This window comes from Methanooceanicella nereidis (assembly GCF_021023085.1).
Classification (GTDB): Archaea; Halobacteriota; Methanocellia; order Methanocellales; family Methanocellaceae; genus Methanooceanicella; species Methanooceanicella nereidis.
The window spans coordinates 1-22,879 of sequence record NZ_PGCK01000002.1 but is presented as its reverse complement, the minus strand read 5'-3'; the positions used below and the strand labels follow the sequence as shown (position 1 = coordinate 22,879).

Sequence of the window (22,879 nt, the reverse complement as noted above, 5' to 3'; positions counted from 1 at the left end):
TGGGCTGAAACTTAATCTTTTTAATATATGGGGCCCATATTACCGGCTAAGGAGCATGGGACCATATGCCCGGGATCGAAGATAAAGCAAGCCTTTTTTATATGTATGATTCTCTTTACGGGCAATTGCTCGAAGCTTTTGGCGGCCGGGACGGCGATAAGGGAGCTCTGGCCCGTACATATCTTGATAATATCATTTTTCAGCGCGCGATGGATAAGCTCGGGATAGATGTCAGCGATATGTCACCGGATGGCGGTGAAATCCCCTCTTCTATGGCCACGTCCATACATTCAAACATAAGTAAGTTGCTGGAAAACAACGGCGATATTACCGGCAGGGTTTGCATTTTACTGGACAGGTCCGCAAGCATTATGCACGGGATAAAGCTGCGGGATGACGGAGCGTTCTTTACGCCGAAACCCCTTGCCAGGTATATTTGTAAAGCCGCTATAGGCTCTTATATCCTGAACTATTCAAGAAAAGCCTTCGGTAAAGAGCATCGCACTGTCGATGAGATGCTGCGGGGACTGAACGCGGGGGAAATAGATGATCTTATCGGGAAGATCAAAAACATCAGGATCATAGATAGTTCGTGCGGCACCGGGATCTTTCTTGAAGCGGCACTAGAAGAGCTTTTAGGGCTAAGGCTAAAAGCGCTTCAATGCTGTGATAATGTGCCGGATATCGAATACGGGATAATATCGGATGTTATCGCCGGTAACCTCTACGGAATGGATATTGACGGTTATTCGGTCGGGATCGCAAGAAAAAGATTGATCTTATCCCTCGCAAAATGCGCGTATAGAAAAAACGTTCCCTTTAAAACACCGAATATCAATGTCGCATGCGGGAATGCCCTTCTGCCGGATGGCGGCTTGAAGCATGCCGGCAGTTTCGATGTCATAGCCGGAAACCCTCCTTACATGCGTATAAAAAGCATGTTTTCAGACGTCGACCTTCAGGACAGGGCGGGACTAAAGAAGGAAATGTCTGCCTTGATCTCGGGCTCCGGACTATACCGGTTACAGGAGGGCAATCTTAACCTGTATAAGCTTTTCATAGAGCGCAATCTCGGGCTTCTTCGCGATGGCGGGAGCATGGGGCTTATATTCCCTTCTTCGTTCTTGAATGAGATATCCTCGCAAAAATTGAGGCAGCACATATTCCGGGAAAACACTGTCGAGGAGATCGTCGAGTTCCCGGAAAGATCCCGGATGTTCGGGGACGTGAACCAGGCGACGGTAATATTAGTTTGCAGGAAGGAAGCACCAGGTAACGGAAATTTTTGCATAAGGCAGGGCGTGCACTTTGAAAGCCTGAACGAAGATCGGGACGATAGGATCAACATAGGTTATAAAGAGCTTGATGAAATGACTTGCGGCGGCATGGAAGTGCCTCTGTTATCATGTCCTGCGGCAGAATGGGACATGATTAAAGATGTCAGGCGATTTCCTCCATTCAAAGGAGACGGCTCAGCCCCTCCGGTGGGGACTATCAGCGTAGGCCATGTGGACGAGACTATATATAGGTCCTATATTTCGAGCTCACAGGAGGACGGCATATTTGTAAAAGGGATACACCTGAAAGAATATTCCGTAGATCTTTCCCCGGAAGGAAAGCAGCCCAGGTACGTGAAGAAGACCGAGTTCATGAAAGATAAGCCCTCTGCGGAAATGGTCGTATCAAAGCCGCGGATCATCGGCAGGAATACGCAAAATAAGGCCTGCAGGAGAAGGCTTAAGTTCGCGCCGCTCCCGCCGGGCTATTTATGCGGAAATTCTATAAAACAGATAGTCGTGACGGATAAGGATATGAACGGGCTATACCTTTTAGCGCTGCTTAACTCCTCTGTCTTGAACTGGTACTTTGAACTTTTCTGCTCCCAGAATAATATCAGGAACTACAGCATAGAGGCACTGCCCATCCCTCGTGCGTCGAAGGGCGTACAGGACATATTCGCCAGGGTCGCAGAAAGCATTATTATCGCCGGCGGAAAGAATAGAGAGTTTTTGGACAGGACGATCATGGACGCGATGGCATATGAACTGTACTTTTTAGGTGCCGGAGAGGGCGGATTGATAAAAACCGCGGGCCGGCTGATCGAACATTACGGGCCTGAACATATCCCTGATATACTGTCAAAGAACAAGATCATCAAAAAATTAGCGGACGGCATATCCGCACAGGACCGTTTCACGATCATCAAAAAAGCGGCATATAAGTGATGCCGAAAAATATATTTTCTAGGTGCCATTTCTTAATGGGATACTATGAAACTCACCACTGAAGTAGGCGGTCTCACGCTTGACAACCCGACCATACTGGCCGCGGGCGTGCTCGGCACTACCGGAGCTTCCCTGAAGCGCGTCGCCCGTATGGGTGCCGGTGCCGTTGTCACTAAGTCGATAGGGACGGAGCCAAAGTACGGGCATCCTAACCCGTCTATGGTAAGGCTCGAATGCGGCTATGTCAACGCCATGGGCTTGCCTAACCCGTCGTCTAAGGAATTTTTACAGGAATTAAATATCGCTAAAGAGTCCGGCGTGCCCGTCATAGCAAGCATATTCGGGGGTACCGAGGATGAGTTTAAGGCGGTCGCGGAGGGGCTTCCGGGAGCTTCGGCATACGAGCTCAACGTGAGCTGCCCTCACGCCAAAGGCTACGGGATGCAGGTCGGGACCGACCCGGAGCTTGTAAAGAAGATCACTCGCATCGTAAAAAATACGGTCGACGCGCCAGTTTGGGTAAAACTCACGCCCAACGTCACAGATATAAGGCACCTGGGCATTGCGGCGCAGGACGGGGGCGCTGACGCGATAGTGGCCATAAATACGTTAAAGGCGATGGCGATAGACATCGATACGGGCTATCCGATACTGGGTAACGTCCACGGGGGCCTTTCAGGGCCTGCGATAAAACCAGTGGCTGTCAGGTGTGTCTATGATCTATATGAGGCGCTTGATATCCCCGTTATAGGTGTCGGCGGCATATCTAACTGGGCGGACGCCGTGGAATTCATGATGGCGGGAGCGAGCGCGGTCGAGATCGGCTCCGCCGTTTACGAGGACATCGGGGTGTTCGCTTCGGTGTCGATGGGAATATCCGATTACCTCGATAGAAAAGGAATGCGGCTAAAGGAACTTATAGGGTTGTCACACAGGTTGGTGAAAAAATGAGGCCTATCAGCTCTACTATCACTGAGATCATTGACGAGACGCCTACGATAAAAACGTTCAGGCTTGACGTGAGCCACTGGCTAAACGGCAGGCCGGGACAGTACGTCATGGTATGGGTAAGGGGCGTCGACGAAGTGCCCATGACGCTTTCATACGATAATGCGATCACTGTCCAGAAGGTTGGCGAAGCCACCGAAGCGCTGTTCGGCCTTAATGAAGGGGACTCGGTCGGCATCAGGGGGCCATACGGCAACGGATGGGAACTTGTGGGCGACGATATACTGATAGTCTCCGGGGGCGTCGGCTCTGCGCCACTCGCACCATTCGCCGAAAAGGCGGCGTCGGCAGGCGTCAGTGTGACGACTGTGGCAGGATACCGTACGAAGGAAGAAGTGCACTTTGACTCCCGGTTCAGAAAGTCCGGAAAGACGATCATAGCCACGGACGACGGCAGCTATGGCCATAAGGGATTCGTCACGGAACTATTAAAGACCCTCGACTTAAGCTCGTTCTCTCAAATATACTGCTGCGGCCCCGAAAAGATGATGTTCAGGGTGCTGGGCATCCTGGATGACGCCGGTGTGGCGTCAAGGTCACAGTTCAGCCTGCAGAGATATATTAAATGCGGCCTGGGGGTCTGCGGAAGCTGCTGCATGGACCCGGAAGGATTAAGGGTATGCAGAGACGGACCGGTCTTTAAAGGGGACGTTTTGATAGATTCTGAGATGGGGCGCTATACCAGAGATGCTAGCGGAAGGAGGATCAACATATGACAGTGATAGGCAGATTCATGGATAACGGTATGATATTCGAGGGCGAGGTAGTCGGGGACAAAGTGATTTCCCGGGCAGACTTCAGGGAATATGGCCTCAATGAGCTAAAGATACTTCCTCCGTGCAGCCCCTCAAAGGTCGTCTGCGTAGGGCTCAACTACAGGGACCACGCGGAAGAGATGAAGGACAGGATACCCGATGAGCCTGTCCTGTTCCTGAAGCCGCCTTCCAGTGTAATAGGCCACGGGGACAATATCATTTATCCGGCGCAATCTAAGCGTATTGATTATGAGGCCGAGCTTGCTGTCGTGATCGGGAAAAAGACAGGCCATATCCGTGCAGATAAGGCCGATGACCATATACTCGGCTACACTTGCCTTAACGATGTCACGGCCAGGGACTTACAAAAGAAAGATGTGCAGTGGACGCGTGCCAAGAGCTTCGATACCTTCTCGCCGATCGGGCCGTTCATTGTTACGGGCGTAGATCCTTCAAGCCTTTCGATAAAGTCCAGGTTGAACGGCGAGGTAAAGCAAAGCTCGAACACTAAAAATCTCATCGTCGATGTCCGCAGGTTAGTCGAGTTCGTTTCCGGCGTCATGACACTGGAAGCCGGCGACGTAATAGCGACGGGCACCCCGTCCGGCATCGGGCCTATGGAAAAGGGCGATGTCATAGAGATCGAGATCGAGAAAGTGGGCACTCTTATGAACCTGGTGGCATAAAGCCATCAGGCCAGGCCTTATAATTAAAAAATCAGGGGTGTATCTCAACCCCGCTTTATTTTTATCATGTCAGTCGTCTATGTTTAGCAGAATCCGCATATTCCGGATATTCCGGGATATCCAAGAAGGCCGGTTCTACCTAAAAGACCTCCGTATCCCAGGCCTCCGTATAAGCCCCGGTATCCGGCATATCCCAGGCTGCCATACAGTCCCGTATATCCCGCATACCCAAGAGATCCATATGATCCCGGATATCCACCGTACCCGAGAGAGCCATATAGCGCGGGACTGCCCAGAGATCCGGGGTATCCGCAAAAGCCTGCATAAGGCGCACATCCCCGATAACCGTAGAAAGCTTCCGCCGGTATAATGAATGCTGCCAGAAGAAGCATTACGGTAGCCAACAATAAGATTTTTTTAAGCATAGTATTGGTATACCTCCTCTATAAATAAGATATAAGGATAAAATGTTTAAGATTATCTGGGCTTTTAGTGAAATATACTAAAATTTTACTTATTATGAATAATAAGTATATATTATTGGTTATTTTGTAATAATATCCTATTTTTACCTTTTATTAATCAAAATATAGCTAAATTTATCCCTGTTTACACTAAAAATAGTAGTTTTACTAATTAAATCGTAATCAAAAATGTTGTAAAGGGTATAAAATAATATAAAATAGAAAAGGGGGTTAATGCTAATTTTCCATTAGCTCCCCTGCCGTATCCCCGGATACTGCCCGGCGACCTCTTATCACAAGATATGCAAGCAGGATGATCGTCAGCACGGACACTGCTGCGGTAAGCATGAATATATCGCTGAAGGCTTCTCCCATACAATCCTTTACCAGGTTAAGCATCATCTGATCCATGCCTGTTCCGGACGGAGGCATCGTCATCGGCGTATCCCCGCCGGTTCCGGGCATCATTGAGGCTTTAAGTTCTTCGATCTTTTTAGAGCCTCTTGACAGGTAATAGCTTCCTATCGTCGGTCCTATGATGCCTCCAATATTCATGAAAACGTTGACTATGCCGCTTGCGCTGCCTTTGTACGAGTCTGGCACAAGGGACATCATAAGGTTCTGGAAAGAGCCCATACAGAAGCCCACGCCTATTCCCATCACGAGAAGTATGGTTGCCAGTATCAGTGAACTGGTGGAGAAATATACCAGGCCGAACAACGATATGCACATAATGGCGGCTCCCAGCAATATGATCGGCTTGATGCCGTACATGTCCATCAGCTTACCGCCTAAAACGGCCATCACCAGCACGGATAATGTAAGCGGTGTAAGTATCGTGCCGCTATCCTGTATCCCGAGGCCGAGTATGAGCTGGGCAAATGAGGGTATGTATAGGACCACTGAGAAGAAACAGAAGCCGAATGTCAGTGCTGCCAGGTTAACTGCAAGCAGGTCCCCTCTGGAAAGCAGCGGTATATTAAGTATCGGCTCAACTGTGCGTTTCTCATACATGACAAGTAATATGGCAAGAGCCGCGGCTGCTATAAAGAACGGGTATACGGTAACGTCGCTCAGGGGTAGTTTCTCGATCCTTACGATTCCGAGCATGAACGACAGCAGGCCTCCTGCAAGCAGGATCGCGCCCACAATATCTATCTTATGCTTTTCAGTCCCATAGGTCTCAGGGAACTTTAATGCCAGCAAGATCGCCAGTATGCCGATGGGCGGGTTTATGTAGAAAACATATCTCCAGCCCAGGTTTTCTACCAGGAAGCCTCCCAGGTTAGGCCCTATTATAGCTGCGACAGCATTCACAGCCATCATTATGCCAAGGGCCATGCCTCTCTTCTCTTTTGATATGCTGCTCCCTATTTCCGCAAGCGCGGATGGGAATATCATACCGCCTCCTATGGCCTGGATTATCCTGAAAAACAGCAGCGAGTTAATATCCCATGCGAGGCCGCAGGCGAGGGAACCTATAGAGAATAGGCCGACACCAAAGATGTATAACCTTTTTCTTCCATACAGGTCGGATATCTTGCCGGCCAGCGGCATGGTGACCGTAAACGCAAGCATATAGATCGTGACGGTCCAGATGACCCATTCAAAGGTCGTCTTGTATTCAGAGACTACGCTGTTCAGCGCCGGAACAAATATAGTCACATCGAGCTGAGCCATGAAGACGCCTATGGCCAGTACTGCCAGGGTGTAAACAGGCGATATGCTCTTGCTTTTTTCAACACTTTCCATTTCTATCATCCCTGTAAGGGTTCGTTATCACAGACTGTTCCCATATGCTGATATGGGCAAACGATACGGCCATGGTTTTTTATGGCCTTGCAGAACAATGTCAATTCATGCTTAAATAATTTTCTAAAGTTGTTGCTATCAGTACAACTAAAAAATAATCATATATCCATAGGCTATAAAAAAATGAGCTTATCTTTTATGGTTCGGTTGTGTCCTGTATAACAACCTTATTATATGAAAAAGCAAATTATAGTTTTATCGGAGATTGACCATGGCAGAAATTTTCAAGAACATACTGATCGCGACGGACGGGTCTAAACGAACGATGAACGCTATAAAAAAGGGAGTTGAACTGGCAAGGCTTCAAAACTCCTCCATATATGCGGTCTATGTCATTGATAATACCGTGTTCAATAACATACCTGTCGATTCAGTGTGGACCGGCATGCACGACCTTCTGGAGAAGGAGGGCAATGAAGCCATCAATATGGTCAAAGAGGCTGCCGGTGACGGGGTGGCCATAGAGGCACACGTCGTCGAAGGAAGCCCGGCCATAGAGATCACGAAATTTGCCGGAGAGCATAACATAGACCTGATAGTTGTCGGCACGCTTGGCAAGAGCGGCATTGACCGGATATTGCTGGGAAGCGTGGCTGAAAGTATCGTGCGCATGGCTGATTGTCCCGTACTTGTGGTCAAAAGCCCGGAAGAATAACAGGATTCACCGCAGTACAGGCTATTAATATTGATGACCATGAACCCGATCACAGGCAGGCTTATCGATTCTCTTCATATTCTGGGTCTTACCGAATATGAGGCCAAGGTCTATTCCGCGCTGGTCTTACTGGAGACCGCCGATGTAAAGCAGATATATGAATTTTGGGGAGCGTCGAAGCCGAACGTATACCAGAGCCTGAAGAGCCTTACTGATAAAGGGCTGGTAATGGTGGTCAGTTCCCGGCCTGCCATATACCGGGCGGTCCCATATGAGTCCGCCCTAAAACATATGGTGGAAGCACATCACAGGGCTGCCGACGCCGCCCGGGAGGAGTTCAGGGACCTTGAGAAGCATCGCGAGTCTCAGGGGTCTCCGGATGTGCTATGGACGCTATTCGGAGAAAGAAACATCGAGCGTAAGCTGGGGGAGATGTTATCCTCGGCAAAACGCTCTGTCAAGGGCATTATCCCGTCGGACCATGTTGACGTTCTAAAGCATTTAACGGGTAAAGAGGTCTTCGTTGATCTTCTCGTGCTCGGGGCCCCCTCTGACCTTGCAAAAAAATACGGGATAAAAAACGCGCGTGTCAAATACCCCAAAAAAGGCCAGGAAAAAAGCAAATTTATGGAAGACGAGGATTTCGCGGAGTTCCACCGGATGTTATCCGATGATGTGCTATTGTTCATAGTCGATGACCGGGAACTGATATATTTGCTCCCGGTGACCGGAGCTTCGCATTCCGGCATCACTTCCATCAACCCGAATATAGTTAAGATGGCTAACCTGATTTTCAGCGCTGCATGGCGAAGATGTGAATAGTAAAAAATTGGACTATTATTTTTAAATTCCTTTAAATTTGTATTTTTAAAATATGAGAAATACTCCTTCGCTTCATAAGTAACTGATTGGTCGATAAGCTTTTTATCAATAAGGATATACTAATACATAATATCTATCTCTGGATATATTTCATCGAGCTATAATTGATAAATCGATGATGGTGTATCGGGTAGTATAGGTTGGGGGGCAATGAACGTATTTAAGAATTATTTTGATGTCGTATTCAGGCGACCGTACGGGGATAGTCCGGACCTTGAAGATGACATCCGAAAAGTGCGGGGTAAGCTGATATCATGGACTGGCGATGAAACCCCTGAAATCGGCTTCAAGGATCAACACACAGGTAAGAACCAGCTGGAAAAGGATATAAAAAATTGCCTTATCTCCGTGTCGCTGGACCCAAAGAACCCCGATACGCATTATAATCTGGGCGTAGCCTACGCAAAAGCCGGAAAGCTGGATAAGGCTATAGAAGAGTTCCTCAAGACCACGCGCCTTGACGGGGATCATATCGAAGCCCACTATAACATAGGTGTCCTGCTATCGAAAAAAGGCCTGTATGAGAATGCAATTTGGGAATATAATAAAGTTTTACGCTTACAGCCTAACCATTATAAGGCACACTATAATCTCGGCCTTTTACTGACTAACAGGGGCCTTCTGGATTACGCCATGCAGGAGTTCGAGGCTGTCGAACGTATCAGGCATGATAAGGCTAAAGAACACTATAACAGAGGCATTAAGTTCGCTAAAAGGGAAGAATACGCCAATGCCATACAGGAGTTCAGGGAAGCCTTACGCCTTAAGCCCGACCTCTATGAAGCTCATAATAACATAGGAGTTATCCTTAACGACCAGGGACTGGTCGAGAGGGCTATCGAGGAATATAATAAAGCCCTTACCATGGCAAAGGAAGATGCGGATGTTCATTTTAACCTCGCCCTGACCTATTATAAGAAAGGCGATCTGGGAGAGGCTATACGGGAGTTCCACGAATCGTCGCGCATCAGGCAGGGATTTGCGGAGGCTCACTATTGTGCCGGACTGATCTATATGGACAGAGGCGAGCCGGATAATGCCGTGATCGAGTTTGAAAAGGCCATAATGAACAGGCAGGATTACGATATGGCATATTATCACCTGGCTATGGCGCTGGAGGAGCTTGAGATAAACAAAGAAGCGATAAACGCATACCAAAACTTCATAAAATACGCACATGACCATCCTGATATGGTCAGGTATGCGAATTCCCGGCTAAATGAGCTATTTAAAAAGTAAAGCATCAAATAATAACCCCCCCATTTTTTGATGCTTTGGCATTTTGTTTTTTTAACAATGGTATCATCTGCGGACCTACTGCTATCGTGCATATTGACGAATACTATTTATAGTTAGGAAGATTATTTTCTCTAAAAAAATTGGTCCATATACGCCGATTTACCGGCGACGTCATCAATTTACCTTTATTCGAGCATCAGAGGCATATTTCATGAGAGAGTTAGCGAAGAAGTACGACCCGAAGGAAATAGAGCCCGGGATACAGAAGTTCTGGGAAGATGAAAAAGTGTTCAAGTTCGACCCGAATAGCGAAAAGCCGACGTATTCTATCGATACGCCGCCGCCGACGCTGTCGGGATACATTCATATGGGCCATGTAATGTCCTACTCACAGGCAGAGTTCGTGGCCCGCTACCAGCGCATGCTTGGCAAGAACGTTTTCTACCCTATGGGCTTTGACGATAACGGGCTTCCCACGGAAAGGTTCGTAGAGAAAAAGTATAAGGTCAACATTAAGGATATCGGGCGCGAGGAGTTCGTAAAGCTTTGTTTAAAGGAGACGGAGATAGGCGGAGCGAACTACCGTAACGTATGGACGAAGCTCGGCATCTCCGTGGACTGGGACCTTCTCTATTCGACCATTAACAAGCGCTGTCAGCGTATATCCCAGCGCTCTTTCATCGACCTGTATAAGCAAAAGCGCATGGAGCGCCGCAATGAGCCAGCCATATGGTGTCCGCTTTGCCAGACATCCCTTGCGCAGGCAGATGTGGAAGACTCTGACGAAAAGCGCTCTTTCCTTAACACTATAAAGTTCAAAGCCGCCGATACTGGCGAGGATCTTTTGATCGCGACGTCAAGGCCGGAACTCATATCCTCCTGTGTGGCATTGATCGTGAACCCGGAGGACGAGAGGTATAAAAAACTTATCGGCAGAAAGGCGATAACCCCGATATTTAACGCAGAGGTGCCGGTCATAGCCGACAGAAAGGTCGAGATAGACTTCGGTACCGGTCTCGTGATGGTATGTACGTTCGGAGACAAGACCGATATCGACTGGTGGAGAGAATATGACCTTCCGCTAAAACTTTCGATAAACGCGGACGGCACCATGAACGAGAACGCGGCCAATTACAGGGGCATGACTCTTGCAGAGTGCAGAAAGCAGATAATGGAGGACCTTAAGGGATCGGGACTGCTCGTCGAGCAGAAGCCCATCACCCATGTCATGAACGTCCATGAGCGATGCAGCACTCCTGTAGAATATTTTGTCACTCCGCAGTGGTTCATCAGGATACTCGACCTTAAGGATAAGCTGCTCGAGCAGGGTGCCGGCATTAACTGGTATCCGGAGCACATGAAGGTCAGGTATGATACATGGATCAACGGGCTGAAGTGGGACTGGTGCATCTCCAGGCAGCGCTACTTCGGAGTACCGTTCCCGGTATGGTATTGTAAGAAATGCGGCGAAGTGACAGTGGCCGAGGATAGTCAGCTTCCAGTAGACCCGATGGCGGCATCGCCATTACACCCGTGCCCGAAATGCGGCTCTACAGAATTCGAGCCTGAGAAGGACGTTATGGACACATGGGCTACCTCATCGGTGACGCCCCTGATCAATTCAAACTGGGGAGAGCCGGACTCGATCATCAATAAGATCTACCCGATGAGCCTCAGGCCGCAGGCACACGAGATCATCAGGACATGGCTGTTCTACACTGTCATAAAGAGCTATCTGCATACCGGCACGCTGCCCTGGACCACCGTGATGATATCCGGGCACGGGCTGGACTCGAACGGCAAGGCGATGCACAAGTCTAAAGGTAACATTATCGAGCCTCTGCCTGTCGTAGACAGGTTCAGCGCCGACGCGCTGAGATGGTGGGCCGCGTCCGCCAAGCTGGGCGACGACCTGTCCTTCAAGGATAAAGAGGTCGTTTACGGCCAGAAGTTCATAAATAAGCTGTGGAACGCTTCAAGGTTCGTGTCAATGCATCTGAAGGACTACAAGCCGGGCGATGATTTGCCCGAGCTGGAATTGATCGACAGGTGGCTTTTGACCAAGCTCAATAACGTCATACGTGAAAGCACTGACAACTTCAACAGGTACGAGTACAGCAAAGCGAAGGTTATCACTGAACAGTTCTTCTGGGGCGACCTGTGCGACAATTATCTTGAGATGGTCAAAGACAGGCTATACAAGGAAGGGTCTGATAGCTCCGGGTCCCGAGAAGCTGTCCTGTATACGCTTTACACCACTCTGCTCAGCTGCCTGAAGTTGCTGGGGCCGTTCACGCCTCACGTGACAGAAGAGATATACCAGTGCATGTTCAGGGATTCACACGGCGCGTTAAGCCTGCATATCTCCTCGTGGCCGACACCGAACGAGTCATGGGAGGATGCGGACGCGCTAAGGCTGGGTAATATGGCGGGCGTTCTCGTATCGACCTTAAGGCAGTACAAGAACTCCAATAACCTCGCACAAAACTCTGTCCTTAAGAGCCTTAAGATATACAGCGACGGACTTGAAGAGGACATTAAGCTCATCGAGCCCGTATTAAAGGACACCATGAAGATCGGCGAGATCTCGTACGGCCCGGTTGAGGAAGCGGACGCCGTATCTACTCTGGGCGATGTCCAGGTGCTGATGAAGATCGAAAGATGATCCGGATAAAAAAGTAGATCGCATCAAATTTGATGACCAAATTTGATGCCCGACTTTTATTTTTCTTTTTAAGATATCACTCTTGCCGGCGCTACAGTCTTTCCCGAGACCCAGTCAAATGCCAGGCCGAGCACTGCGCCCCATATCACTGCGGCTACAAGCGCGGATAGTATGCTCGATGCGGTTATCCCTGCGGGCAGGCCTACGCCGGCTCCCAGTACCAAAGGTAATAATAACCCGAATATCGCCCATACCACCAGCATAAATACTATGCCTTTTGTTATCGAGCTACGTGTCGGTATGTTCTCATATATCGCGCCATATACGGCTCCGAGTATGAGGCCTATAATGGATGTGAACAATAGGAACGTTATCATCGCTGTCAATGATGCTGCAGCGGTCCCCACCGCCGGGAGCAGGCCGCCGAACACTGTCCTGATGTCTATGAACGCGGTCAACGAGGCCAATCCTATAAGTACTAAAATTATAGTAAATAACCCCATCACTATACCGGCTATAATACCGGCAATAGAGCCATCACCTATTTCTTTTGCTGACATGTTTTCCTCCTGTCAATTTTTTATTTGTTTTATTTTTATAAAATAATATTATCCAAATAATTGATTTTATGGAAGAATCAATAAAAACTCTTTTTTCTTTTTTCATAATATTATTCCAATTTAAAAACAGGTATATACCCCGCCGATTTATCAAAAATTGAAAAGTATCTTTTACGGCCATATCTATAATTGCATGAAAAATAGCTTTAACAAATACTGGCGATTGAAAATAGTCGGCAGAGAACTTTATTGGTATCCTCAAGACCATTATACATTTTTTGAATCAATTGTAAAAAACCGGGGTTATATTCAACCATTCGTGTTTAAGTACATGACTATATGCATATGGGTAGTAACCATTTTATATCCAATCGATAAGATAGTCCAATACTATGAATGATCAAACGAGAGTATTCCTGAAACAAAAGTTCAGAGAATATTACTCTGAAAATCCTGTTTATCCGCCGCCGGAATTACCCGACCGTGAATGGGGGTTCATACTATTCGACGAGACCCCCGGCGTCGCGATGCGCAGGCATAAATCATTCAATACCGTAGGGGAGCTTAGCGATTATCTGAGCGGCATGGCGCCAAGGCATGCATACCACTCGACCGCTTATTATACTCATCCTGCCGCGCCCACCATGGTTGAAAAAAAGTGGCAGGGAGCAGACCTCATATTTGATCTTGACGCGGACCATCTTCCCGGTAACTTTAATTCTTATTCTGAAATGCTTGAGAACGTAAAAAAAGAGATAATCCGGCTCATTGACGAATTTCTCATAGATGATATGGGATTCAGGGAAAAGGATATGGATATTGTGTTCTCGGGCGGCAGGGGATACCACGTCCATATCAGGGATGAAAAGGTCAGGTCGCTTAAAAGCCCTGAACGAAGAGAGATCGTCGATTATGTGCTCGGGACCGGCCTCGACCCGGAAAATATGTTCGTCAGGTCCAGGATGACCGGCATATGGCGGATCCGGGGCTTCGATGATGATAAAAAAGGGAGCTATGGATGGAATATGCGGGTGGCCAGGTATATAGCCTCTAAACTTCAGGAGATCGGTAAAATGCCGGAAAAAGAGGCCCGTGAGAATCTCAGAAGGTTCGGGCTTGATAAAAACCTTAAAAAAGTGCTAGAGATGGCGCGCAATCCCGAAAGCTATGAAACTATATTAAATAAAGGGCTGATCGAGCTATCCCCGGGCAACATGGAGAATTTTTTCAAGAACATGCTTGCCGGTACGATAGACGATTTCAAGGTCGATCTCGCCGGCAAGACTGACGAGCCTGTCACGGCCGATATAAAAAGGCTTATTAGGCTTCCCGGCTCTATACATGGCGGCTCAGCGTTCAGGGTGACGCCGCTAGTGCGCGACCGGCTGGAAACCTTTAATCCTCTGAATGACGCTATAATATTTAGTGATTCACCGGTAAGGGTGCTCGTGACGAAGCCGCAGCAGGTAGAGATAAAAGATAAAGTTTACCGTGTCAGCGAAGGCGTGGGGCGCCTTCCGGAGAATGTAGCCATGTTCCTCATGTGCCGCGGGTGTGCCGAATATGAACCTTGAAGAATTAGCTCGAATATTGACAGTGGAGCGGGAAAGCGATAAGCTTCAAGACATAGAGGACTCTTTTTACGAAGAGTGCGCACGCTATATCCGCCAGCTTGAGCAGGACAAGGCGGAAGCGGCAAACTACAAGGAAGCGTCGATGATAGACGACGAGATCAAGAACGCGCGCATCATCATCGAGGGCGTATTCGACCGGCGGGTCAGCAAGATACTGGAGTATGCTTCAATATCCGCTTCCGGGACACGCTTGAGCGCGGAAGGACTGACGTCCAAAGAAAAATCCCTGTACGAATCCCTTGTCTCCGCTCTGGAGAGGGGGAGGAGCGAGATACTTATACCTATCCTGGAGTTGCCCTCCAGGTCGAATCCGGGCAAAAATATATTAGGTGGGACGACCACAAAGGAAAAGCCCATCGAAAAATCTTTAACCCATGATAGTGATTTAAAGGAAGAAGTTATGATGGTTAAAGTGCTCAAAGATATACCCAGGTTCGTGGGTGTCGACGGGCGACATTACCAATTATCCGAGGAAGACGTGGTTGTTCTGCCAAAGGCAAATGCGTTGGTGCTATGTAACAAAAACGTAGCTATACCACTTCAAAACCAGTAAGGATAGGGATAAACCGTATAAAATTTCAATAAGGTGAATAATTATGAAGATGCCAAAGAAGTTCAGGACATACTGTCCGTACTGCAAGACGCACCGGGAGCATGAGGTGGAGAAGGTAAAGAAAGGAAGAGCCTCCACCATGACCAGGATCGAGAGGCAGAAGAGGAGATCATTCGGCATCGGTAACCGCGGTAAGTTCTCAAAAGTACCCGGTGGAGACAAGCCGACAAAGCGCGTGAACCTACGCTACAGGTGTCTGACCTGCAAGAAGGCTCACCTGAGACCGTGTTTCAAGGTACAGAAGTTTGATCTTGTTGAGGAGTGATTAAAATGGAAGGACCAAAGAGCAAGTTCCTGAGAGTTAAGTGTAATGACTGCGAGAACGAGCAGATCATATTCGGCAACGCGACCTCCAAGGTAGACTGCACGGTATGCGGCAGGACTATCGCCGAGCCGAAGGGCGGCAAAGCCGTCATTAAGACCCAGATAATCGAAGTTCTGGAGTAAAAAAGAGGTAATCATGAGCAAGGGATGGCCTAATCAAGGTGAATTAGTCGTCTGCACGGTCACTAAGGTGGTCGATTTCGGAGCCTTCGTACAGTTGGATGAATATGAAAACAAGGAAGGCCTTATACACATTTCCGAAGTCGCATCCGGATGGGTTAAGTATATCAGAGACCACGTAAGAGAGGGTCAAAAAATAGTATGCAAAGTGCTTGACGTTAACCCCAAGAGAGGGCACATCGACCTATCCTTTAAAGATGTAAACGAGCATCAGAGAAGAGAGACGATCCAGCTCTGGAAGAATGATCAGAAAGCCTCAAAGTGGCTTCAGTTCGCGGCGGATGAAGTTAAGATGAGCCCGGCCGAGCTTGAAGAGCTTAATGATAAGCTCAGGGACGAGTTCGGGAACCTGTATGCTGTCTTTGAGGAAGCCGTACAGAGCGGGACCGGCGAGCTCACCGGTATGGGCATACCGGCAAATATCTCTGAAGCTATCCTTAAGGTGGCTAAAGAAAACGTTAAAGTGCCGTCTGTTAACATCAGCGGTTACATCGACCTTATATGTCCGCTGCCGAATGGCGTGGACGTCCTCAAGAGAGCCCTAAAGGCTGCGGGCTCTATCGATGGCGGTGAAGGCGTTACGGTCGACATCACATACGTTGGCGCTCCGCGTTACCGTGTCAATGTGATCGCGCCCGACTACAAGAAAGCCGAGAACGTTTTAAGGAACTCGGCCAAGATTGCTATCGACTACATTGAGAAGCATGAAGGCGAAGGCGAATTCCACAGGCATATGGAAGAGGCCAAGTCATTCTCGTGATCCCTGATGAAGACCAAGATGAAAAAATGCGAGAAATGCGGGGCCTATACTTTTAAAGAGCGGTGCAAATGCGGAGGCGCGGCCATTAATCCCGTCCCCGCAAGATACTCGCCGCTTGACCCGTATGGTAAATATAGGCGAAGTATCCTTAAGTAATAATGATGGTATTATGATAGAGACGACTGTCGTTGAATACAAGGAAGTATCGCCAAAGGACCCTGTCATGATCGTCGGGCTTCCCGGCATAGGCTTGATAGGTAAGCTCGTGGTCGACCATCTTATAAGCGAGCTCAAAGCCGAAAAGATAATGGAGATATTCTCCCCGCACCTGCCTCCGCAGGTGACGGTGAACGCGGATGGCACGACAAAGCTCGTCAGTAATGAAATATATTTTTTAAAGGGGAACGATAAGACCCCGGACCTGCTTTTACTTGTTGGCGACCACCAAAGCGCCACTAACGAGGGCCATTATGAGCTGGCAGGCATATATCTGGACATCGCAGAAAAGTTCCAGACAAAGCGCATTTATACCCTGGGCGGATATGGCACAGGCAAGCTTATGGACGTGCCGCATGTGCTATATGCGACAAACAACCCCGATATAATCGAAGAGATCAAGTCCTACGGGCCCACTTTTACCGAGGGCGAGCTATCAGGCGGCATCATCGGGGCATCGGGACTGATACTCGGATTGGGCGAGTTACGCGGGATGGAAGCCGTATGTATCATGGGCGAAACTTCCGGCTATCTTGTCGATCCCAAGAGCGCGCAGGCGGTTCTCAGCGTGCTGAGTAAAGCATTGAACTTCGAAGTCGACACTAAGGAACTCGAGGCAAGGGCTCAGGAGATCGAAAAAATTATAACAAAGATAAAAGAGATGGAAGAGACTCAGTTACCCAAGGAATATGGGGCTGAGGACAAATACATTGGTTGATCTTTTCTATCTTACCCTTTTTATGCTATTAAAAGATCTATAAAGCCTGCCGATCTTAACGTGGGACTCTTCGTTAACCTTTTTGATCTCGTCTATCTCATCTCTTTGAAGCCTGGTCTTTACGTACACTAAAAATATGCCCGTCAGGAAAATAAACCAGACCATCGATACTACAAATAATGCCATTTCCATTTGGTCTTCCATATCCTCACCAAATCATTGATTAATTTGCTTATTATCGTTAAAGCATAAATTATTTTTGGATGAAGCGCATGGTCTCCGGATCTATAACATTTTTTCCGGGCATATCATTTTAAAAAACGCTTATTATATTGAATAACCCGTAGTTTTTCTTAATAAAAGTTTGATAAACTTTAATGATTTCATTTTGTATAATATTGTTTGTATATTATATGCCTTTGCTATATAATAAACAGGTATATCGATCGTCCGGGAGGTGACAATGAAATGTGCGACACCTGCGGCTGTGGAAAGAAACCCAAATAATGATAAAACAGCAAATTTGGAAGGGCTTTTTACGCCCTTCATTTAATATGCTTGATGTTCCTTTTTTTAAAAAACTTCAGGTTATTGAATCGAATTGAGTTCTCTTCAGTTCACGGCGCCTTCTTTCAAGGTATCCGTAGACCGCGCCATGGGGAGCGCCTCCGATCAACATGTCCATAGCTGTGCGTATGGTCGTGATCTGATCCGCGTCGCCTATGATGCTGATAGTTTTTCCGTATACTGATATTTTAGCACCGGTCATCGATTCCATTATTTCCCTGGTCTTGCCGCCTCTTCCGATTATTCTGCCTTTTAACCTGGTGATGTCCGACGGAGAATCCGATACCTTGGATATGTCTATCATATCCAGTATCAGATCTTCATTTTCGAGCAGCTTGAATGCCTTATCGGGGCTGAACCCCCTGGCTATTGCTTTTATTGTCTCGCTGGCCTTTAATGCCTTAAACGGGTCGCCTGTCGACTCTATGACCACGACCCCGCTTTCGCTGTCCACGTCTATAGTGGTCTCGCTCTTCTTCTCTATTTGCTCCTTTATTTTTCCTTCGGGGCCAATTATTACTCCGATCCTGTCCTGCGGGACTTTAATATGTTCTAACATGATCATCAATCCTTTTTCAAAATTTCCGCCTTTAGTTCCTCTTCACTACAATCAACGCCCAGTTTTTTAAAGTACCTTACTATATTTTTTATATCCCTGTCTAAAAAATCACCCGACATAGGGTGGTCTATCAATACGGATTGTCCCATATCTATTATTACCGGCTCATCATCATATAATAATATGTTAAATTCGCTCAGGTCGGAATGTACAAGCTTTGCGTCCTGATATAATTTTTTCATATAGCCTTTCACAATTTCATATATGCGCTGCGGATCATCCAGGCCGATATCACGAAGCCTTGGCGCAGCAACGCCATCATGGCCAATGAATTCCATTATCAGTATGTTCCTGTCGGTCTCTATGGGTACCGGTACCCTTATGCCTGCCTCTATCGCCCTTTCCAGGTTTCTCATCTCTTTTCTCGTCCAGGCAAAAATAATGTCTTTCCTGCTATGCCTTATATTTGAAAAGCGCGGGTCTCCGAGAAGATAGTCTTCCATCTTCTGAAAGTCGGTGGTAGAGATACGATAGATCTTAATGGCCAGTTCCTTTTCATCTTTGCCTATGGCATGGAATATATTGCCTTCCTTACCTGTGGATACCACTCCGCCCATCGCCGTTATCACTCCTTTGTTCGCGAACTTATACAGCGACTTCAGGGTAGCGGTGTCAAATACTTCTCCGTATGCCTTCAGATCGTTAGAGTCCTTTATCTTGGTCCGGTAATCATCGATACGCTGGTCGATACGTTTTTCCTTCTTACTTGGTTGCATATAACATCCTGTTTATAATTCTTTTAGTAATGATCTTACAGTGAGCCTTACGCTCTCTTCTGAGTTATGGGTTGGTCTCCACCCGGCGGACTTCATTTTTTCTATAGATAATGCCATGAACGGCACATCGCCTTTCCATCCGCGGTCTCCGCCGGTGTATTCAAACCTTACTTTGTCCAGCCCCATTTCTGCCGCGACAATCTTTGCTATGCTCGTAACATCGATCTTATCCTCAGAACCGATGTTAAATATGTTCACCTTTTCTTTAGAGTTATCTATGGCATACAGCATGCCATCGACACAATCGCTTATATGGAGGTATGATTTTGACTGTTTCCCGTTTCCAAGTATCTCGAGCTTTTCCGGGTCCCTGTTCAATTTATTGATAAAATCAAATATGACCCCGTGAGTACCTCTGTCACCTATTATATTGGCGAACCTGTAGATATACGAGTTCATATCAAAGGTATGTGAGTATGAGCATATTATCGCCTCGGAGGCAAGCTTTGATGCGCCGTATAGTGATATGGGGATAAGCGGGCCGTAGTGTTCCGGTGTCGGCACGATGCTCGCCTCTCCATATACCGTGGATGTCGATGTGAACGCGATGTTCCTCACATCGTTCTTTCTCATCGCCTCCAGTACATTATATGTGGCGAGAATATTGTTATCAAGGTGTGTCCTCGTGTCGCTCGCCCCTATCTTAACGTCCGGGTTTGCCGCCAGGTGGTATACGAAACCGGCACCTGCAAACTCATCCTGGAATTTTTGACTGTCCAGCAGGTTGGCCTGCACGAACCTGATCTTACCGTTAGTGATATGAGGCTTTATAAACTCTATATTGCCTCCTGATAGATTATCGATGACTGTAACATCGTCGCCACGCCTGATCAGTTTGTCTACAAGATGGCTACCGATGAAACCGGCTCCACCGGTCACTATAGATTTCATGATATACCATTCACAATATCCTACTAATAATAATTTATGGTTCTTCTTAAAGGAGCCTTTCTCTCCTTGAATACTTAAGCAATACCCGGGAAGTTGATCCAAATCTACTATATTCTCCGACTATACGTACGTGACATTGCATTATAGGTCCGGTATAGATGTCCGGCACGGGATCTTAACCGATAGATGCTATGCAATATATTTTGGATAGATTTATGTCCATTGTTGTAATTTTTATAATAGTATCTCTTATCTATTCTGGATGGTCGACCGATGAGAAAGACAAAGATAGTATGCACGATAGGCCCTGCCTGCGATACGCAGGAAAAGCTCGAGAAACTGATAGAGGCGGGCATGAATGTCACCCGGCTTAACATGTCCCATGCGGACCATGAATATCACCGGAAAACAATTAAGAACATTCGCTATGTGTCAGAAGCCCTCGATGTGCCTGTGGGCATACTGATGGACCTGCAGGGGCCTAAGATAAGGATAGGGACGCTAAAAGAGAAAGTGATACTTAAACCAGGGGAAGAGTATGTGCTGACCGCCCGGGACGTCCCTGGCGACAGCCATGAGGTGAACATACCGTTCAAAGAGCTCCCTTCGTCAGTATCTAAGGGGCAGACACTGCTTATTGATGACGGGCTGATAGAGCTAAAAGCCGAAAACGTGACGGGAACGGATATTATCACGCGTGTGATCAGAGGCGGAGAGCTAAAGGAAAGAAAAGGCATTAATCTGCCCAATACTTCGATAAAGGCGAAATCCATAACGGACAAGGACGTAAGAGACCTTTTATTCGGGATCGACGAGGGCGTCGATATGCTGGCCATGTCGTTCGTGCGAAGCGCGGATGATATTCTGGACCTCCGGAAGATAATGGAAGACAACAGTGCCGACATCCCGATAATCGCAAAAATAGAAAAACACGAGGGCGTAAAGAACATCAACAGTATCATCGACGTCGTAGAGGGGATAATGGTGGCTCGCGGAGATCTAGGGATAGAGATACCTATGGAGGAGGTGCCGCTCGTCCAGAAGATGATCATCTCTAAATGTAACGCAAAGGGCATACCTGTGATCACGGCCACCCAGATGCTCGATTCGATGATAAGGAACCCCATGCCGACGCGGGCCGAAGCGACCGATGTCGCTAATGCCGTGTTCGACGGTACTGACGCTTTAATGCTTAGCGGCGAAACAGCCTTCGGGGAATATCCTTTAGAGGCCGTTAAGGCCATGGCATTGATAGCAAAGAACACTGAAGACTCGGATTGCTATAAGCAGGCCATAGCCGCCAAAACGCCAAAACCATCTTTATCCATAACAGACTCAGTGGCTTTCGCTACCACGGAATCCGCCCGCTACCTTAAGGCACAGGCGATCATAACGGCGACACAGACCGGATTTACTGCAAGGAAGGTATCCAAGTACCGTCCACAGCTTCCGATACTTGCGGTAACTACCGACCAGAAGGTTATGCGCCAGCTAACACTGTCATGGGGAGTATTCCCTATCAAGATCGGTGAAGAGCCCGACATAGATCGCCTGATCAGCGACTCTATTGAAAACTGTCTTAAAAAAGGCTATCTGCATACTGGCGATCTGGTTGTCATCACTGCCGGCATACTGGTCGGTATACCCGGCAGCACAAATATAATGAAGATACATGTGGTCGCTAAAGAGCTGGCTAAAGGATTGGGTATAGGTAAGAATATAGTTAAAGGCACTGTCGTCAAGGCGGTCAAAACTGAAGACTTTGATAAGATAAAAGAAGGGAATATACTTGTCATTAAAGAGGCCGACGTTGATAAGATCGAGAAGATCAGGAAGGCCGGCGCCATACTTACCGAGGAGCAAGGCCTTACTTCCTACAGCGCGATAATCGGAAGGGAGGTCGGAATTCCCGTAGTCGTGGGCGTCAAGAATGCAACGTCAATATTAAATGACGGGATGAAGGTGACCGTTGATACTATCCGCGGTATTATTTATGAAGGATATATCCGGTTGCCAAGCGATTAGAGTCCAACATCGAAAGCTATATATACCTTTGATAGCATTATAAGGGTTCGCTCAATGTTAAGGGCGCATTCATACGTGAATGACGTTTGACATTGTTGGATAGATCGTTCAAAGTTTAAGCATGACACTCGAAAGAGAAATGCTTATATACTAACAACGATTATTACATCCCGCGCGATACAAAGCGATCGCGTCAAAAGATCACCTCCTTTTATCCATGCCTGGCATGGATATAGAACCCTTAAAATTTCCGGACAATGATGTCTGGAAAGGTATAAATACTAAGAGTTCTATTACAAGAATCTCGCGCGCTGCGAAATGAAACGCAACGCGGCAAAACGAGGACATTAATACGATATTTTAATAAATGTCGTATAATTATGCCCTGATTTCGTCAAATAAACGCAATGACGAAAGATATATATAGAATCATAACTAATATAAGATTCCCGAGAATTTTCGGGAATGATTACATTAATAGTGAGGAGTCGAGGGGTGCACCTGTTTGTTGGTGTTATCGCGATCTCTGATGTTTGGTTGGTTGTTCGATATTTTCTGGCTGGTGTACGTTGTGTTTGTTTGCGTATGCTAGTTGGTTTGTATCG

General features: G+C 47.4%; 23 protein-coding genes. 16 read left to right on the top strand and 7 right to left on the bottom strand.

Annotated elements, in window-relative coordinates; translation table 11 throughout:
* Nucleotides 1-65: 65 nt before the first annotated feature.
* From CUJ83_RS02380 to CUJ83_RS02365, 4 genes are read left to right on the top strand one after another with little or no spacing between them, the layout of a single operon-like run.
* The gene (locus CUJ83_RS02380; protein WP_230740244.1) at nt 66-2,225 is read left to right on the top strand and encodes an Eco57I restriction-modification methylase domain-containing protein; all 2,160 of its coding nucleotides are present in this window, start codon (nt 66-68) and stop codon (nt 2,223-2,225) included.
* 45 nt (nt 2,226-2,270) lie between these two features.
* Nucleotides 2,271-3,176 (top strand): dihydroorotate dehydrogenase, encoded by a 906-nt coding sequence (locus CUJ83_RS02375; RefSeq protein ID WP_230740243.1) that lies wholly within the window; start codon nt 2,271-2,273, stop codon nt 3,174-3,176.
* On the top strand, nt 3,173-3,949 hold the full coding sequence (locus CUJ83_RS02370) for a dihydroorotate dehydrogenase electron transfer subunit (protein ID WP_230740242.1): 777 nt from the start codon (nt 3,173-3,175) through the stop codon (nt 3,947-3,949). The genes CUJ83_RS02375 and CUJ83_RS02370 overlap by 4 nt, the downstream gene beginning before the upstream one ends.
* Nucleotides 3,946-4,674, top strand: coding sequence for a fumarylacetoacetate hydrolase family protein (locus CUJ83_RS02365; protein ID WP_230740240.1), 729 nt, complete (start codon nt 3,946-3,948; stop codon nt 4,672-4,674). The genes CUJ83_RS02370 and CUJ83_RS02365 overlap by 4 nt, the downstream gene beginning before the upstream one ends.
* 83 nt (nt 4,675-4,757) lie before the next feature.
* Here the strand turns inward: CUJ83_RS02365 and CUJ83_RS15800 are convergent, their stop codons facing one another.
* Nucleotides 4,758-5,099 (bottom strand): hypothetical protein, encoded by a 342-nt coding sequence (locus CUJ83_RS15800; protein ID WP_305067634.1) that lies wholly within the window; start codon nt 5,097-5,099, stop codon nt 4,758-4,760.
* A 276-nt stretch (nt 5,100-5,375) separates the two neighbouring features.
* Nucleotides 5,376-6,890: an MFS transporter gene (locus CUJ83_RS02355; RefSeq protein WP_230740238.1), complete on the bottom strand. Its 1,515-nt coding sequence runs from the start codon at nt 6,888-6,890 to the stop codon at nt 5,376-5,378.
* 271 nt (nt 6,891-7,161) lie between these two features.
* Here CUJ83_RS02355 and CUJ83_RS02350 point away from each other — a divergent pair, with 271 nt between their 5' ends.
* The 4 genes from CUJ83_RS02350 (at nt 7,162) to CUJ83_RS02335 (ending at nt 12,391) form a co-directional block, all read left to right on the top strand.
* Nucleotides 7,162-7,605 (top strand): universal stress protein, encoded by a 444-nt coding sequence (locus CUJ83_RS02350; RefSeq protein WP_230740236.1) that lies wholly within the window; start codon nt 7,162-7,164, stop codon nt 7,603-7,605.
* A 39-nt stretch (nt 7,606-7,644) separates the two neighbouring features.
* Entirely contained in the window at nt 7,645-8,427 is a 783-nt protein-coding gene (locus CUJ83_RS02345) for a TrmB family transcriptional regulator (RefSeq protein WP_230740234.1), read from the top strand.
* 210 nt (nt 8,428-8,637) lie between these two features.
* Nucleotides 8,638-9,726, top strand: a complete 1,089-nt coding sequence (locus CUJ83_RS02340; RefSeq protein ID WP_230740232.1) for a tetratricopeptide repeat protein — start codon at nt 8,638-8,640, stop codon at nt 9,724-9,726.
* Nucleotides 9,727-9,937: 211 nt separating this feature from the next.
* Complete coding sequence (locus tag CUJ83_RS02335; RefSeq protein ID WP_230740230.1) at nt 9,938-12,391, top strand: valine--tRNA ligase; 2,454 nt, start codon at nt 9,938-9,940, stop codon at nt 12,389-12,391.
* Between the two features lie 68 nt (nt 12,392-12,459).
* Here the strand turns inward: CUJ83_RS02335 and CUJ83_RS02330 are convergent, their stop codons facing one another.
* Nucleotides 12,460-12,951 carry a DUF6789 family protein gene (locus tag CUJ83_RS02330; RefSeq protein WP_230740228.1) on the bottom strand — a complete coding sequence of 164 codons (492 nt, stop codon included), beginning with the start codon at nt 12,949-12,951 and terminating at the stop codon, nt 12,460-12,462.
* Between the two features lie 392 nt (nt 12,952-13,343).
* On the opposite strand from CUJ83_RS02330, the gene priS reads away from it, so the two are divergent.
* The 7 genes from priS to CUJ83_RS02295 are packed head-to-tail and all read left to right on the top strand — an operon-like array spanning nt 13,344 to nt 17,396.
* Nucleotides 13,344-14,525, top strand: coding sequence for a DNA primase catalytic subunit PriS (priS, locus tag CUJ83_RS02325; RefSeq protein WP_230740226.1), 1,182 nt, complete (start codon nt 13,344-13,346; stop codon nt 14,523-14,525).
* The gene (locus CUJ83_RS02320; RefSeq protein ID WP_230740224.1) at nt 14,515-15,138 is read left to right on the top strand and encodes a DNA replication complex subunit Gins51; all 624 of its coding nucleotides are present in this window, start codon (nt 14,515-14,517) and stop codon (nt 15,136-15,138) included. Before priS ends, CUJ83_RS02320 begins: the two co-directional genes overlap by 11 nt.
* Before the next feature lie 43 nt (nt 15,139-15,181).
* The gene (locus CUJ83_RS02315; protein ID WP_369423862.1) at nt 15,182-15,463 is read left to right on the top strand and encodes a 50S ribosomal protein L44e; all 282 of its coding nucleotides are present in this window, start codon (nt 15,182-15,184) and stop codon (nt 15,461-15,463) included.
* A gap of 5 nt (nt 15,464-15,468) precedes the next feature.
* Nucleotides 15,469-15,645, top strand: coding sequence for a 30S ribosomal protein S27e (locus tag CUJ83_RS02310; RefSeq protein ID WP_230740222.1), 177 nt, complete (start codon nt 15,469-15,471; stop codon nt 15,643-15,645).
* A 13-nt stretch (nt 15,646-15,658) separates the two neighbouring features.
* Nucleotides 15,659-16,462 (top strand): translation initiation factor IF-2 subunit alpha, encoded by an 804-nt coding sequence (locus tag CUJ83_RS02305; RefSeq protein WP_230740220.1) that lies wholly within the window; start codon nt 15,659-15,661, stop codon nt 16,460-16,462.
* 6 nt (nt 16,463-16,468) lie between these two features.
* Entirely contained in the window at nt 16,469-16,618 is a 150-nt protein-coding gene (locus CUJ83_RS02300) for an RNA-protein complex protein Nop10 (protein WP_230740218.1), read from the top strand.
* A 13-nt stretch (nt 16,619-16,631) separates the two neighbouring features.
* Nucleotides 16,632-17,396, top strand: coding sequence for a proteasome assembly chaperone family protein (locus CUJ83_RS02295; RefSeq protein WP_230740216.1), 765 nt, complete (start codon nt 16,632-16,634; stop codon nt 17,394-17,396).
* A 6-nt stretch (nt 17,397-17,402) separates the two neighbouring features.
* On the opposite strand, the gene CUJ83_RS02290 is transcribed toward CUJ83_RS02295, so the two are convergent.
* The 4 genes from CUJ83_RS02290 to CUJ83_RS02275 form a co-directional block, all read right to left on the bottom strand.
* Nucleotides 17,403-17,600, bottom strand: a complete 198-nt coding sequence (locus CUJ83_RS02290; RefSeq protein ID WP_230740214.1) for a hypothetical protein — start codon at nt 17,598-17,600, stop codon at nt 17,403-17,405.
* A gap of 379 nt (nt 17,601-17,979) precedes the next feature.
* The gene (locus CUJ83_RS02285) at nt 17,980-18,522 is read right to left on the bottom strand and encodes a KH domain-containing protein (RefSeq protein WP_230740212.1); all 543 of its coding nucleotides are present in this window, start codon (nt 18,520-18,522) and stop codon (nt 17,980-17,982) included.
* A gap of 5 nt (nt 18,523-18,527) precedes the next feature.
* Nucleotides 18,528-19,298 carry a serine protein kinase RIO gene (locus tag CUJ83_RS02280; protein ID WP_230740210.1) on the bottom strand — a complete coding sequence of 257 codons (771 nt, stop codon included), beginning with the start codon at nt 19,296-19,298 and terminating at the stop codon, nt 18,528-18,530.
* Nucleotides 19,299-19,310: 12 nt separating this feature from the next.
* Nucleotides 19,311-20,249, bottom strand: coding sequence for an NAD-dependent epimerase/dehydratase family protein (locus CUJ83_RS02275; RefSeq protein ID WP_230740208.1), 939 nt, complete (start codon nt 20,247-20,249; stop codon nt 19,311-19,313).
* A 273-nt stretch (nt 20,250-20,522) separates the two neighbouring features.
* Between CUJ83_RS02275 and pyk the strand changes: the two genes are divergently transcribed.
* Nucleotides 20,523-22,274 carry a pyruvate kinase gene (gene pyk / locus CUJ83_RS02270; RefSeq protein WP_230740206.1) on the top strand — a complete coding sequence of 584 codons (1,752 nt, stop codon included), beginning with the start codon at nt 20,523-20,525 and terminating at the stop codon, nt 22,272-22,274.
* The last annotated feature ends 605 nt before the right edge of the window (nt 22,275-22,879 follow it).